This is a genomic window from Nocardioides sp. WS12 (assembly GCF_014108865.1).
GTDB lineage: Bacteria > Actinomycetota > Actinomycetes > Propionibacteriales > Nocardioidaceae > Nocardioides.
In genome coordinates this window covers 3,721,994-3,736,482 of record NZ_CP053928.1, presented here as the reverse complement: position 1 = coordinate 3,736,482, position 14,489 = coordinate 3,721,994, and the positions used below count along the sequence as shown (strand labels likewise).

General features: G+C 67.9%; 9 protein-coding genes and 1 pseudogene. 4 read left to right on the top strand and 6 right to left on the bottom strand.

What is annotated here, in order from left to right:
- Positions 1-55: 55 nt before the first annotated feature.
- Positions 56-259, bottom strand: a pseudogene (locus HRC28_RS25755) (DapH/DapD/GlmU-related protein); the annotation flags it as partial.
- Between the two features lie 378 nt (positions 260-637).
- Between HRC28_RS25755 and HRC28_RS18050 the strand changes: the two are divergent.
- Positions 638-2,665: a M3 family metallopeptidase gene (locus HRC28_RS18050; protein WP_202033108.1), complete on the top strand. Its 2,028-nt coding sequence runs from the start codon at positions 638-640 to the stop codon at positions 2,663-2,665.
- A 115-nt stretch (positions 2,666-2,780) separates the two neighbouring features.
- Positions 2,781-3,695 (top strand): hypothetical protein, encoded by a 915-nt coding sequence (locus tag HRC28_RS18045; protein ID WP_182376822.1) that lies wholly within the window; start codon positions 2,781-2,783, stop codon positions 3,693-3,695.
- A 50-nt stretch (positions 3,696-3,745) separates the two neighbouring features.
- Here HRC28_RS18045 and panB read toward each other — a convergent pair whose 3' ends face one another.
- The 3 genes from panB to HRC28_RS18030 all read right to left on the bottom strand — a co-directional run bounded on the left by panB (position 3,746) and on the right by HRC28_RS18030 (position 9,295).
- The gene (panB, locus tag HRC28_RS18040; RefSeq protein ID WP_182376821.1) at positions 3,746-4,624 is read right to left on the bottom strand and encodes a 3-methyl-2-oxobutanoate hydroxymethyltransferase; all 879 of its coding nucleotides are present in this window, start codon (positions 4,622-4,624) and stop codon (positions 3,746-3,748) included.
- 107 nt (positions 4,625-4,731) lie between these two features.
- Positions 4,732-5,238, bottom strand: a complete 507-nt coding sequence (locus HRC28_RS18035; protein WP_182376820.1) for a VOC family protein — start codon at positions 5,236-5,238, stop codon at positions 4,732-4,734.
- 58 nt (positions 5,239-5,296) lie between these two features.
- Positions 5,297-9,295 carry a hypothetical protein gene (locus HRC28_RS18030; RefSeq protein ID WP_182376819.1) on the bottom strand — a complete coding sequence of 1,333 codons (3,999 nt, stop codon included), beginning with the start codon at positions 9,293-9,295 and terminating at the stop codon, positions 5,297-5,299.
- Positions 9,296-9,441: 146 nt separating this feature from the next.
- Here HRC28_RS18030 and HRC28_RS18025 point away from each other — a divergent pair, with 146 nt between their 5' ends.
- Positions 9,442-11,502 carry an NAD(+) synthase gene (locus tag HRC28_RS18025; protein ID WP_182376818.1) on the top strand — a complete coding sequence of 687 codons (2,061 nt, stop codon included), beginning with the start codon at positions 9,442-9,444 and terminating at the stop codon, positions 11,500-11,502.
- Between the two features lie 57 nt (positions 11,503-11,559).
- Here HRC28_RS18025 and HRC28_RS18020 read toward each other — a convergent pair whose 3' ends face one another.
- Both HRC28_RS18020 and HRC28_RS18015 read right to left on the bottom strand, forming a co-directional pair.
- Entirely contained in the window at positions 11,560-12,018 is a 459-nt protein-coding gene (locus HRC28_RS18020) for a hypothetical protein (RefSeq protein ID WP_182376817.1), read from the bottom strand.
- A gap of 164 nt (positions 12,019-12,182) precedes the next feature.
- Positions 12,183-12,962 carry a hypothetical protein gene (locus HRC28_RS18015; RefSeq protein WP_182376816.1) on the bottom strand — a complete coding sequence of 260 codons (780 nt, stop codon included), beginning with the start codon at positions 12,960-12,962 and terminating at the stop codon, positions 12,183-12,185.
- Between the two features lie 171 nt (positions 12,963-13,133).
- Here HRC28_RS18015 and glnA point away from each other — a divergent pair, with 171 nt between their 5' ends.
- Positions 13,134-14,474, top strand: a complete 1,341-nt coding sequence (gene glnA / locus HRC28_RS18010) for a type I glutamate--ammonia ligase (protein WP_182376815.1) — start codon at positions 13,134-13,136, stop codon at positions 14,472-14,474.
- Positions 14,475-14,489: the final 15 nt, after the last annotated feature.

The following is a 14,489-nucleotide window of genomic DNA, read 5'->3' as shown; positions in this document are numbered from 1 at the left end:
CGGCGGCCCGCGGGTCGTCGTACGGCAGGCCGGCCAGCTGGTTGGGACTGAACCGCCACCACTGGACGTCGAGGAGCTCGGCAATCAGGTCCTCGTCGAAGCGCGGGCGCAGCACCCGGGCAGGTACCCCACCCACGATGGCGTACGACGGCACGTCCTTCGTCACGACGGCGCCCGCCGCCACGACGGCACCGTCCCCGATCGTGACACCGCGCAGGATCACGGCATTGGCCCCGATCCACACGTCGTTGCCGATGACGGCCGGTCCGCGGGGGAAGCCATGGGCCTTGACCGGGATCCCTTCGGCGGCGTCCGGATGCCACCCGAACCGCCCGACGTCGTACTGGAACGGAGACGTGGACATCCAGTCGGTCGGGTGGTCGGGCTCGCCGATCCGCACGCCGGCAGCCACGGAGCAGTAGCGGCCGATCTCCGAGCAGAAGTCGATGACGCCGCCGACCAGGTAGCTGAACGCACCGATCCGCAGCGCGGTCTTGGTCACGGTCGGGGCCATGAACCAGACGGGCCCTTCGACTTCGACGCGGGAGACCCTCTGGTGCTTGAGGTTCTTCCGCGAGCGGACGTGCTGATCCTCGGCGTGCATGTCGGGATCGTGCCACAGGCCTAGAGTGGGCCCGTGACCTCGGACGCACTTCTTGGATCCAGTGACCTCCCGCACCAGCTGCCACGCTTCGCGGAGATCTCCGACGACGACTACGGGCCGGCGCTCGAAGTCGCCATGGCCGATCAGATCGCGGCGATCGCGGCCATCACGGGCAACCCGGAGCCGGCCACCTTCGACAACACCCTGGTGCCGCTGGAGCGCAGCGGGATCGCCCTCACCCGGGTGCTGCGCGTCTTCTCGAACAAGGCCAGCGCCGACTCCAGCCCGGCAGTCGACGCCGTGCGTGCGGAGTTCGCCCCGCGCCTGGCGGCCCACAGTGACGCGATCCTCCTCGACGCCGATCTCTGGGCCCGGTTGCAGGTCGTGGACGGGCAGCGCAGCACGCTCGAGCCCGAGGCGTCGTACCTTGTCGAACGGTATGTCATCGAGTTCCGCCTTGCCGGCGCTGCTCTGGGCGAGGACGAGAAGCAGCGGCTGCGTGTGCTGAACGAGGACATCTCCAGCAAGGAGACGGCGTTCGAGCTCGCCCTCCAGGCCGACAGCAACGACCTGGCCGTCGTGATCGACGACGTTGCCGACCTCGACGGCCTGACGCCCGGTGAGATCTCCGCGGCCGCTGCCGCCGCGGACACCCGGGGCCTGTCGGGGAAGTACCTGCTCACCCTCGTGCTGCCGACCGCCCACCCCCATCTGGCGGCCCTCACCGATCGCGACGTGCGCCGCCGGTTGTCCGCGGCGCAGCGGACGCGGGGGAGTCGCGGCGGCGACCACGACACCCGCTCGATCGCCCTCGACATCCTCCGGTTGCGCGCCGAGCGCGCGCAGTTGCTCGGCTTCGACAACCACGCCGCCGTGGTGACGGCGGACAACACCGCAGGTACGCCCAAGGCGGTGCGGTCCCTCCTCGAACGACTGGCCGCGCCCGCCGCCCGCAATGCGCGCAGCGAACAGGACGCGCTCTCCGCACAGGCGGGCTTCCCGGTCGAAGCAGCCGACTGGGCGTTCTACGCCGAGAAGGTGCGTTCCGCTCAGTACGACGTCGACCTGGCCGCGCTGCGTCCGTGGTTCGAGGCCGAGCGGGTCCTGCAGGACGGGGTCTTCTTCGCCGCCGAGCGGTTGTACGGGCTGACCTTCGCCGAACGCACCGACCTGCAGGGCTACCACCCCGAGGTCCGGGTGTTCGAGGTCAGCCAGGACGGCAATCCGATCGGCCTCTACCTGCTCGACCTCTACACCCGCGACTCCAAGCGTGGCGGGGCGTGGATGAGCAGTTTCGTCAGCCAGTCCGAGCTCCTGGGCGTCGACACGGCCGTGGTCGTCAACAACCTGAACGTCCCGAAGCCGGCTGCCGGTGAGGCCACGCTGCTCACCTGGGACGAGACCCGCACCCTGTTCCACGAGTTCGGCCACGCGCTTCACGGCCTGCTGGCGCGCGCCACCTACCCGAAGTTCTCCGGCACCGCGGTCTTCCGCGACTTCGTCGAATACCCGTCCCAGGTCAACGAGATGTGGATCCTGTGGCCCGAGGTGCTCGCCAACTACGCCGTGCACCACGAGACCGGCGAGCCCATCCCGGCCGACGTCGTCGAGCGGATCAAGGCTGCGGAGACCTTCAACGAGGGGTTCGCGACCAGCGAGTACCTCGCCGCAGCACTCCTCGACCTCGCCTGGCACGAGCTCGCACCCGAGGACGTCCCCACCGACCCCGCCGCTGTGCTCACCTTCGAAGAGCAGGCGCTGGCGGCCGTCGGGCTGGACAACACCGCGGTGCCGCCGCGGTACGCGACGTCGTACTTCGCCCACAGCTTCAGCTCGGGCTACGCGTCCGCGTACTACTCCTACATCTGGAGCGAGTTGCTCGACGCCGACACCGTCGCCTGGTTCAAGGACAACGGCGGCCTCACCCGCGAGAACGGTGACCGCTACTGCCGCCACGTGATCGGCATCGGCGGCACCCGCGACCCGCTCGAGTCCTACGAGGAATGGCGCGGCAGGCCCGCCCCGATCGAGCCGTTGCTCGCTCGGCGCGGACTCGCCTGACCCCTGACCTCCGAGTTGGGTGGGTGAGAGTGACCCCTGGGTCACCCTCACCCACCCAACTCAGGGCTGTGGAGGAGCGCGCGCAGGTGTCCGGGCTTCCGGCAGGCTGGCCTGCATGTCTCGGGAGGACTGGAAGCGACGTGCGCTGACGCAGGGTGGTCTGCTGACGCGTGCTCAACTCGCTGAGCACGGCATCGACCGCTGGGCCGTTCGTCACCGCATCGACACCGGGCGGTGGGTCGATCACACGCCGACCGTGATCGGCACGACGACAGGGGAGTTGTCGCGGGAGCAACTCATGTGGCTCGGGGTGCTGCACGGTGGTCCGGACGCATTGGTGGGCGACCTCACGGCAGCGGAGGTCGCTGGTCTGCGGAACTGGCACCGCGACGACGTGACGATCCTCGTTCCGCACAGTGCCGACGTCGGCGCTGGGCATCCGGGGACGGTGTTCGTGCGATCCCGCCGGCCGCTCACGGACTGGAAGCGGTCAGTTGCTGGTCTGCCCATGTGTCGGGTCGAGCCAGCGGTGCTTCGGTTCGCGTCTGCGCAGCGTTCGGCCAGAACGGCCGAGGGCGTGCTCGCGGCCACGGTCCAGCAGAGGCTGACCTCACCAGACCAACTGCTCGAATGGGTCGACCGGATGCGACCGCTTCGCGGTGCTGATCGGTTCCGGCGCGTGATCCGGGAAATTGCGGGCGGCGCGCATTCGGTCGCGGAGATCGACGTGAGGCGGATGTGCAAACGGTTCGGGCTGGCTCCGCCGGTGCGGCAGGTCAGGAGAAGGGACTCCTCGGGCCGGCTGCGCTTCACCGACTGCGAGTGGCTGCTCGCCGACGGCCGGATCCTGGTGCTCGAGGTGGACGGCGCGTTCCACATGGACGTGGAGAACTGGGAGGACGACCTTGCTCGTCAGCGCGCTCTCACCTCACCGAACCGGGTGGTCGTGCGTTGCACGGCGAGGGAACTTCGCGACGAGCCGGATCGCGTGGCCCGCGATCTCCGGCTGCTTGGCGTTCCTGCCGCCTGAGTTGGGTGGGTGAGGGTGACCTATGGGTCACTCTCACCCACCCAACTCTGTCAGAAGGTGTGCTCGGGCGCGGGGAACGCGCTCGACTTGACCTCGGAGTCGTAGGCGCGGGCGGCGTCGAGCAGCACGGAGCGGACGTCGGCGTACTGCTTGACGAAGCGGGGGAGTTTGCCGGTGCGCAGGCCGAAGGCGTCCTGCCACACCAGCACCTGGCCGTCGCACTGGTTGCCGGCACCGATGCCGATGGTGGAGATCTCGAGCTTCTGGGTGATCTCGGCAGCCACGTCACCGGGCACCATCTCCATGACGACGGCGAACGCGCCGGCCTCCTGGACGGCGAGAGCATCGCGCAGGACGCGCTCGGCCGCCTCGCCACGGCCCTGGACGCGGTAGCCGCCGAGGGTGTGTTCGGACTGAGGGGTGAAGCCGATGTGGGCCATCACGGGGATGCCACCCTTGACCATCTTCTCGATCTGGGGAGCCATCTCGACGCCGCCCTCGAGCTTCACGCAGTGCGCGCCGCCCTCCTTCATGAAGCGGACAGCGGTGAGATAGCCCTGCTCGGGCGAGGCCTGGTACGAGCCGAAGGGGAGGTCCCCGACGACCATCGCGCGGGAGACCGAGCGGCTCACGGCGCGGGTCAGCGGGATCAGTTCATCGACCGTGATCGGCAGCGACGTCGAGTTGCCGAGGACGTTGTTGGAGGCGCTGTCGCCGACGAGCAGGAGTTCGATCCCGGCCTCGTCGAAGATCTGTGCCGTCACCTGGTCGTAGCTGGTCAGCATGGAGATCCGCTCGCCGCGCTGCTTCATCTCGCGCACGTGGTGGGTACGGATCCGCTTGATCGGCGCCGGACCGGTGGCCGGAGCTGCCGCGGTGGCTGCGGGGGCGCCGCCGTACGGAGCGGTTTCTTCGGGGGTGCTGCTCATCGTCGAGCTCGCTTTCTTCGGACTCGCGGCCCAGTCTGGGTCCACGTTCGTTGAAGGACAACGATGAGGCTAGTCGCGTCCAGTCCGTCCGCGCGCTGTGTGTTGAGTCACCCTGCCGACGGACGTCGTACGGCGGCGTCGACGGCCGCCTCCAGATCGGTCACGATGATCCGGCGCATGCCGAGCATCGCCTGCGTCGCGGCGGCTGCGCGAGCCGGGTCGGGGTCGGTCACCAGTTCGTAGAGCCGCGCCGGGACGATCTGCCAGGACAGGCCGTAGCGGTCCTTGAGCCAGCCGCACACCGACTCCTGGCCGCCGTCGACCAGGGAGTCCCAGTAGTAGTCGACCTCGGACTGGTCGCGGCACGTGACCGAGAACGAGACCGCCTCGGTGAACGGGAACGCCGGTCCTCCGTTGATGCCGCGGAAGGTCATCCCGTCGAGAGTGAACTCGCCGGCCATCACCGTGCCGGGCTCGCCGGGACTGCCCTCGGAGTAGCGGCTCAGGTGTCCGATCGAGGAGTTGGGGAAGATGCCGGTGTAGAAGCGCGCGGCTTCCTCGAGGGTGTCGTCGAACCACAGACAGGGCTGGATGTGGCTGCTCGCAATGCTCATGGCAGGACAGACCGGTGCGCGCGCGGCGACTCATCGGTTGGTCGCGACGACGTCGGGATCATCGCGGGGTCGGCGGCTTGTTCATGATCCGCTCGGCTTTCGCCTTGACGCCGGTTTCGTGCAGGACCTCCTCGCGCACCAGCCGCATGATGTCGTCGAACTGCTGCTGCGCTGCGGCGGCAACGGCCGCAGGTCCGGGGCTCGGTGGCTCGTTGCCGCGGCGCTGGCTGTTGGTCTTGCTCTTGCCGGGCTCGGTCATCTGGTTCTCGTCCTGGATGGCGCGGTTGGTGCGGCCGACAGCGTCCTTGCGGGCGTAGTCCACCGCGCCCTGGATCTGGGCGATCGCATCCGTGGCATCCGCGTCAGAGAGTCCGACCGCTCCCGTGGTCCGGCCTCGGCGGATGCGTTCGATCAAGCCGGAGTTGAGCAGCAACTTCTTGACCGTGGAGCTCATCGCATTGTCGGCCGATGTCTTGATGCGGGCGGCCCGCTCGTAAATCATGATCGTCGTCTGATGGTTGTCCGCTCGCGAACCGCGCCACGGCATGTACTGCTCCAGTGCCGCCCAGACCTGCTTGCCCACCGCGAAGGGGATCACGTGCTCGGACTCGGTCCAGTGCAGCCAGTGTCCGCCGCGGTTGCTGGGCGGCTTCGCGCCGTGCTTGCCGATGGTGGGCGGACTTATTCCGGGCGCGCTCTTGCCTGGATCCTTCCCCTTGGTCCCGCCAGCCTTGGTGGTGAAGTGGGCCCTGGTCGCGTCGACCAACTGGTGAAAGAGCTGGTCGGCTCGGGTCTTCAACGCTTCCGCCCGACCCTTGGCAGTCGGATCGGTCTCGATCCGCTTCACCGTCGCCACGTAGTCGTCGATCGTCGCGCGGTACTGGCGGTCGATGTCCTTGACTGTGGGTGTCGGCGCGGCGGTCGCGCTCGGGGTGGGGGTGGAGGCCGTGTAAAGGACGTTGGGGGCGCCCTTCTTGGAGTAGACCGAGTGCTTCTCGCCGTCCGCGTCGAACTCCTGCCGGAAGGTGATGCCGAGCATCCGGTCCTTGAGCTTCTTCAGTCCCGCACCGGCGGCCGCCGCTTTGTCCTTGACCCAGTTCTTGCCGGCGGCTGCCTTGCCCTTGACCCATGCCTTGCCGGCGGCGACCTTGCCCTTGACCTTCGCGCCGATCCCCTTCAGGCCGCGGATGACCGGGCCGGCGAGCTTGAGGCCGGTCTTGATCACGAAGTCGATCGCTTTGTTGAAGGGCTTCTGGATGGCCTGGATGATCGACTTGATCTTCTCGCCGATGCCGCCGATGCCGAGCACGCTGGCGATGAAGCCGATCAGGATCGGCACCATCTGGCCGAGCGCGTCTTCGATCTTGTTGACCACCGAGGACACGTTGCCCTTGGCGATGTCGACGACTCCGTCGATGACGGTGTTGACGAACTTCATGATCCGGGCGGCGTTGTTGACGAAGAACATGACCACGTCGTAGATCAGCTTGCAGGCCTTGATGAACGCGGCGGCCGGGTTGAGCAGTGAGACCAGCCAGGTGATGCCGGCGGTGATGATCTTGGTGATCACGAAGTCCTGGATCTGCTCCATGATCATGTTCTTGATGTCGCCGAGCTTCTCGACCAACATCTCCCAGATCGCGCCGATGCCGCCGCTGGCGATCTTCTGGAAGATGTCGACGCCCTTCTCGACCGCCGCCATCGCCTTCTCGCCGATCTGCTTGACGATCCGGTTGCGGATGTTGGCCCAGGTGAGGCCGAAGATCGACGCGAGGAGCTTGATGATGCCCTTGACGTCGAAGGTGTCGGGGATCTCGATGCCGGCCTCGCCGAGCTGGCCGAACAGCCAACCCATCAACCCCTTCTTGAGGTGGGTGCCGATGTTGGCGAAGAACTTGTTGATGCCGCCCTTGATGGCGCCGATCAGGTTGCCGAGGAATCCGATCGGGTCCTTGATGATGTCGCCGATCGCGGCGGCAGCGCGGGCCAGGGTGTTCTTCAGCATCGCGACCAGTTCGCGGATGGTGTTGATGACTGCCTTGATGGCGCCGATCGCCTTGTCGACCAGGCCCTTGTTCTCGGCCTGGAGTGCCTCGATCCGCTCGTCGAGGCCCTTGCGCGCTTCGACGTACTTGGTCGCGAGCGACTCGACGACCTCGTTCTGCTTGTTGTCGACGTCCGACTCGAGCTGCTCGAATTTGTCGCCGATCTCCTTGGCCGCCTCCGAGCCGACCTTCCGCAGGTCCGGGGACAGAGTCTTGACGTACGCGGCGATCTCACCGCGTCCCTTGGCGATCCGCTCCTTGGCAGCCTTCAGGTCGTTGCCCACGATGTCGGCGACATTGGCGATCACGCCGTCCATCTGCTTGAGGTAGATCTCGCGGCCGGCCGCGTAGAACTCGTTGACCTTGTCGGGCATTCCGAGCAACTTGTCCTTGGCCCAGCGCAGGCCGCCCAGCCAACCGCTGTACCGATCCGCCTTGTACGCCGACATCTTGGCCGAGACGTACGACTCGAACGCCTGCTTGGCTCCGGCCTCGCCCTTCTCGAACGCCGCATCCACCTTCGGGTCGATGCCCTCGAGAGTCTTCTTCACGTCCGCCTCGGTGGCGGTGAAGATGCCCTGGATCTTGGTGGTGACCTCGGCGCGTTTCTGCTCGTCCTTCGACTTGGTCGTGCCCTTCGCAGCCATCAACTTCGTCATGGCCGCGCCCTTGGCACCCTGCATCGCCCCGACCCCGGCCTTGGTGTCGGCCTCGGCCTGCTCGTGGCCTTGGGCGAGGGTGGCCCGCTCCTCCTGGCGGTACTCAGCCGGGGCGGTCTTGGCATGCTGGGCGGCCTGCTGCTTGTCCGCCAGCGCACCCTCGAACTCCGGCTCGTTGGACTTCGCGAGCTGCTCGTCGGTGACGTTCGCGTCGGCCATCTCCTGGTCGGCCTGGTGCTTGCCCGCTTCGAGGTTGGTCTGCTCGGCAGGTGCCGGCTTGGGCACCGCGCCGCCTGCGGGGATCGCTGGGGCCGCGCCCGGATTCTCCTGGGACATTGGCGTCACGGGCTTGGCGACTGCCTTGGACTGGTCAGGAGCAGCCTCGGTCGACGCTTCGATTTCGTGGGCGGCATCGTCCTTGCCCTGGCTGACCATGCCCTTGACCTCGCCCTTGACCTCGCCCGCCTTGCTGGCGGACGGGTCACAGGCCTCTTTCAGGGTCTTGGGCGCCTTCGCCTCGATCGCGGTCTTGACCGCCGCGATGAACGCCTTCTTGTCGAAGGTCCCGGCCTGCTGGGAGTCCATCTTGTCGACCTTGGCCGCTTTGGCCTGGCCGGCGATGTCGTCGGTCGGTGCCAGCGCGGCGCCCTGGGCCTCCTGCGCCTTCGAGGCGGCCGTCGGGTGTGACTTCTTGTCCTTCGCCACGCCCTTCATGCCGCCGGTGACCCGTACGAACGCCGGATCCTCCTCCGGCCGCGTACCCACGGGCGCGACAGGCGGCTGGAGGAGCATGTCGGCAGCGATCGGCACCGGAGCTGCGGCGCCCGCTGCACCGCCACCCTTCGCCGGAATGGGGCCAGCGGCCTTGGCTGCGGGAGCGCCGCCGGCCACCTTCGGCTTCGCGGCGCCGGCCTTGGCCGCAGCCGGGACTGCCGGGACCGACTTGGGCGGCGGCACCGGCTTCTTCGCCGCCACCGAGCCCGGTCCGAAACCGGTCTTGGTCACCGCGAGTGCCGAGGCGGGCGGCTTGGGTCCTTCCAGCTCGACCGGCACGCCGAGGGACTTGGCCTGTTTGAGACCCGTCTCCACCACGTCGATGGACGGCTCGTCCTTCTTGATCTCCCTGAGCGCGCCATCGATCTCGACCACGGCCCGTTCGCTCGGCCCCTTGCCCTTGGCCGCCATCAACGCAGCAACAGCAGCGTTGCCTGCGTTGCGTTGAAGGGCGAGTACGGCGCCGGCACTGCCGCCGAGAGCGGGCCTCGATCCGCCGGCGGCACGACGGCGGCCGTCATCGAGGGCATGGGACGCCTCGGCCTTGACGGCTTCGGCTCCGTGTCGGGCGCCGGCCATGGTTCCAGCGTCGCCGACGCGAGGTGGCTGCGGCCGCAGACGGGGTGCACGTGCAAGGGCAACGCCACCTGCCCGATGGGGCGCCACCCGGGTGCGCTCGAAGCAACCAGCATCGCGTGGGAATCGGCACTCCCTAGACTCGCCTCGTGGACTTCTACTCGGCCTATGCCCACGGGTTCGCCCGGGTTGCCGCGGTCACCCTGCCGGTGGCCATCGCCGACCCCGCGACCAATGCTGCCCGCACCATCGAGCAGGCCCGGGCCTGCCACGACGAGGGCGTGGCGGTGGCGGTGTTCCCCGAGCTGGGACTGACCGGGTACGCCGTCGACGACCTCTTCCTGCAGGACGTACTCCTGGACGCGGTGCTCGCGGCGATCGGCGACATCGTCGAGGCCAGCCGGGACCTGCTGCCGGTGCTGGCGATCGGCGCACCGATCCGCAAGGGCAACCGGATCTTCAACTGCGCCGTGGTGATCCACCGAGGCGAGATCCTCGGTGTGGCGCCCAAGTCGTTCCTGCCGACCTACCGCGAGTTCTACGAAGCCCGCTGGTTCGCCTCGGGGGAGGACCAGCGCGGCGAGGTCATCACGCTCGGGGGGACGGACGTCCCCTTCGGCAACGACCTGATCTTCCAGGCATCTGACGTTCCCGGTCTCGCGCTGCATGTCGAGATCTGCGAGGACATGTGGGTGCCGATCCCGCCGAGCGCCTACGCCTCGCTCGCTGGCGCCACGGTGCTGGCGAACCTGTCGGGCAGTCCGATCACGATTGCCCGCGCCGAGGACCGGCACCTGCTCGCCCGCAGTGCGAGCGCCCGCTGCAATGCGGCCTACGTCTACGCGGCTGCGGGTCAGGGTGAATCCACGACCGACCTGTCGTGGGACGGCCAGACCATGGTCTACGAGATGGGGGATCTGCTCGGCGAGAGCGAGCGGTTCCCGGACGGCCCGCGACGCACGGTCGTCGACGTGGACCTCGATCGGTTGCGCCAGGAGCGCCAGCGGCAGGGCACCTTCGAGGACAACGCACGCGGGGTTGCAACGACCGGCGCGGGCGACTTCGACGTCATCGAGTTCACCCTCGACCCGCCCGCGGGAGACATCGGCCTGCGTCGCAAGGTCGACCGCTACCCGTTCGTGCCCGACAACCCCGAGCGGCTCGCCCTCGACTGCTACGAGGCCTACAACATCCAGGTCTCCGGGCTGGAGCAGCGACTCAAGGCCATCGGCAACCCGAAGATCGTGATCGGGGTCAGCGGCGGTCTCGACTCGACGCACGCGTTGATCGTCGCCGCCAAGGCGATGGACCGGCTGGGTCGCCCGCGCAGCGACATCCACGCGTTCACGATGCCGGGCTTTGCAACCGGGGACACCACGAAGTCCTACGCCACCCGCCTCGCGACTGCCCTCGGCTGCACGTTCGCAGAACTCGACATCAAGCCGGCCGCTCGACAGATGCTCGAGGACCTCGATCACCCGTACAGCGACGGCGAGCCGGTCTACGACATCACCTTCGAGAACGTCCAGGCCGGGCTGCGCACCGACTACCTCTTCCGCCTCGCCAACCACCGCGGGGGCATCGTGCTCGGCACCGGCGACCTCTCCGAGCTCGCGCTCGGCTGGTGCACCTACGGCGTCGGTGACCAGATGTCGCACTACAACGTCAACGCGGGCGTCCCGAAGACGCTGGTCCAGCACCTGATCCGCTGGGTGATCGACACCGACCAGCTCCACGACGGCAAGCACTACGACGACGAAGCCGACGTGGTGCTCCAGGAGATCCTCGAGCAGGAGATCACTCCGGAGCTGATCCCGACCGAGGACGGCAAGAAGCCGCAGGCGACCGAGGACTCCGTCGGGCCGTACGCCCTGCAGGACTTCACGCTCTACCACGTGATCCGGCGCGGCTACCGGCCGAGCAAGATCGCCTTCCTTGCCTGGCACGCCTGGCGCGACCAGTCGACCGGGGAGTGGCCTCCGGGCTTCCCCGAGGAGCGCCGGGCGTCGTACGACCTGGCGACGGTGCGCCGGTGGCTCGAGGTCTTCACGAAGCGGTTCTTCAGCAGCCAGTTCAAGCGGTCGGCACTGCCGAACGGCCCCAAGGTCAGCGCCGGCGGCACGATGTCACCGCGCGGTGACTGGCGGATGCCGTCGGACGCCAGCCCGGCCGCCTGGCTGGCCGAGCTGGAGAACGTCCCGAAGGCCTGAGGCCGCAGGGGAGTACGACGGCGGGGCCCGAACCCCCGCCGCCCCATGTCCTCCGGGCTACGCCTCTCTTACGTGGTTCCCGCGGGCCATCCGGGCCAGCGCGAAGCAGCAGGCGGCGAGCGCGAGCATGCCCACGCCGAGGTGCGCCATGTTGTCGACGCTGAACACGTTGATGGCGAGGATCACCAGCCAGATGCCGAGCACGTCGGCACCGAAGTGGGGCGCGGCCGCCACGAGCAGGCCGAGGGCAACGGTGAGGGCACCGATCCACATCGTCGCGTCGCTCGCGTCACCGGGCAGGAAGTTGTTGGCCCACACCGAGACGTAGCTGTCCCAGGTGTCGGTCATGAACGAGAACATCATGTCCAGCCCCCACACGATCGCGAGGCCAGTGAAGGTCACCCAGAGGGCTACCCGTCCTTGCCGATCTGAGTCGATGCTGGAGAAGTTGGCGAGGTCATGGAGCTCTTCGCGCATGTCGTGCGTGAGGTGCTCGCGCTGGTGGGTGGTGGCCATGGCGTTTCCTTTCTCGTGCGGCCCATGAACGGGTCGTCACCTTTGACGGTAGACCTGCTTCGGGGCCCGCGCCATGGTCCGGGTGGAACGAGAATTCACGCCTGATTCGAGGTGTTCGGGAGGCCTTCTGGCCACCGGCCCCGAGGCCGGTGACCAGCGGGTTGTCAGTTGAGCGGGGTGGCGGTGATCGTGGCGCCGATGACGTTGATCTCGCCGCTGCGCGCGTCAGACGTGTCGCTGGCGTAGCCGAACGCCAGCAGGCCGACGTAGGTCGGGGCGGACAAGGTGATGACGCTGGATCCGCTGACCGAGATGTGACGGTTCGCCGCGTTCGGCATCAAGGCGTTGGGGCTGATGTCGCCTTCGGGCGCAACCGCATCCCACTGGAAATCGCCGTCGTCGTTCTTGTCGAGCCACAGCGAGAGCTGCGGGTAGACGTCGATCGCCGGGGCGCTCGAGGCCGCGCCCTTGAACGCGCCGTCGACGGTGACGAGGTACTTGCCCGCGGGCAGCATCAGGCCGGTCTCGAGGTCGGTGTTGTTGGCGTTGATCGGGCCGCCGATGTGTGTAATGGGCGTCGAGGTGCCGAGGGTGTCGACCAGCACGCCCGTGGTCCCCTCAGCCGGGGCCAGACCGCTCTTGGCGGCGGGGGACAGGTCGCCCAGGCCGATGGTGCCGTCGACGATCTCCGACGTGCCGACGCCACCGGTGGCGATGTCGGCCGAGCGGATGGATCCGTCGGCGATGTCGATGCCCGTGAGGGTGCCGTCCGCGATGTCGCCCCGGGTCAACGTGCCGTTGCGGACGTCGACGGACTGGATGGTGTCGTTCTTGATGTCGAGCGAGGTGATCAGGCGGGCGGCGGTGGCCCCCGTGGCGCCGAGGCCCACGATCACGACAGCGCCGGCCACGACGGCGGTGGTGCGGTTCTTCCAGACGGACATTGTGTTCCCCACTGATTGGTTCATCCCGGATGTACTGCGACCGGGGGAGCCCGGCCAGCGGCCATCCTGCGCAGAAGGTCCGACAGAATGCAGAGGATTCACCAAAACAACGTGACCGACTCCCATCGAGCCGCACCAACGCCACTGCGCAGGACCCCCTACGCTGACGCCATGGGTAAGCAAGAAGACTTCGTTCTCCGCGCACTCGAAGAGCGCGACGTCCGGTTCGTCCGGTTGTGGTTCACCGACGTGCTCGGGTCCCTCAAGTCGGTCGCGGTCGCGCCCGCAGAGCTCGAAGGCGCCTTCTCCGAGGGCATCGGCTTCGACGGCTCGGCGATCGAGGGCTTCGCCCGCGTCTACGAGTCGGACATGCTCGCGCTGCCCGACCCCACGACCTTCCAGATCCTGCCGTGGCGCAGCAGCGAGGGTCCGTCGACCGCTCGCATGTTCTGCGACATCGTGATGCCGGACGGCTCGGCGTCGTACGCCGATCCCCGCAACGTCCTCAAGCGGACCCTGAGCAAGGCAGCCGAGCAGGGCTTCACGTTCTACACGCACCCCGAGATCGAGTTCTACCTGTTCAAGGGTGAGCCGCAGCCGGGCGAGGAGCCGGTCCCGATGGACCGCAGCGGGTACTTCGACCACGCCGCCCATTCGCACGGCTCGGACTTCCGCCGCGAGGCGATCACCATGCTCGAGGCGATGGGCATCTCGGTGGAGTTCAGCCACCACGAGGCGGGCCCGGGCCAACAGGAGATCGACCTTCGGTACGCCGACGCGCTGACCACCGCCGACAACATCATGACGTTCCGCACGGTCATCCGGGAGGTCGCGCTCAGCCAGGGGCTGTGGGCCACCTTCATGCCGAAGCCGTTCACCGAGCACCCCGGTTCGGGCATGCACACGCACGTCTCGCTCTTCGAGGGCGACCAGAACGCCTTCTACGAAGCGGGCGCCGAGTACCAGTTGTCGAAGACTGGTCGGCAGTTCATCGCCGGTGTCCTGCAGCACGCCAGCGAGATCAGCGTCGTCACCAACCAGTGGGTCAACTCCTACAAGCGGATGATGTTCGGCAGCGAAGCGCCGTCGTACATCTGCTGGGGGCACAACAACCGCTCGGCGATGATCCGGGTGCCGATGTACAAGCCGTTGAAGGGGCAGTCGACCCGCATCGAACTGCGCAGCCTCGACTCGGCTTGCAACCCCTACCTCGCCTACGCCGCCGTACTTGCGGCCGGGCTCAAGGGCATCGAGAACGGCTACGAGATGCCGCGCGAGGCCGAGGACGACGTGTGGGCCCTGACCGAGCGTGAGCGGCACAGCCTCGGCATCCAGCCGCTCCCGAAGAACCTCAACGAGGCCATCAGCATCGCCGAGAACTCCGAGTTGCTGGCCGAGACGTTGGGGGAGCAGGTCTTCGACTTCTTCCTCCGCAACAAGCGCGCGGAGTGGGACGAGTACCGCGGCCAGGTCTCCGCCTTCGAGCGTGACCGGATGCTCCCCGTCCTGTGACCCCGGCGTGAGGAT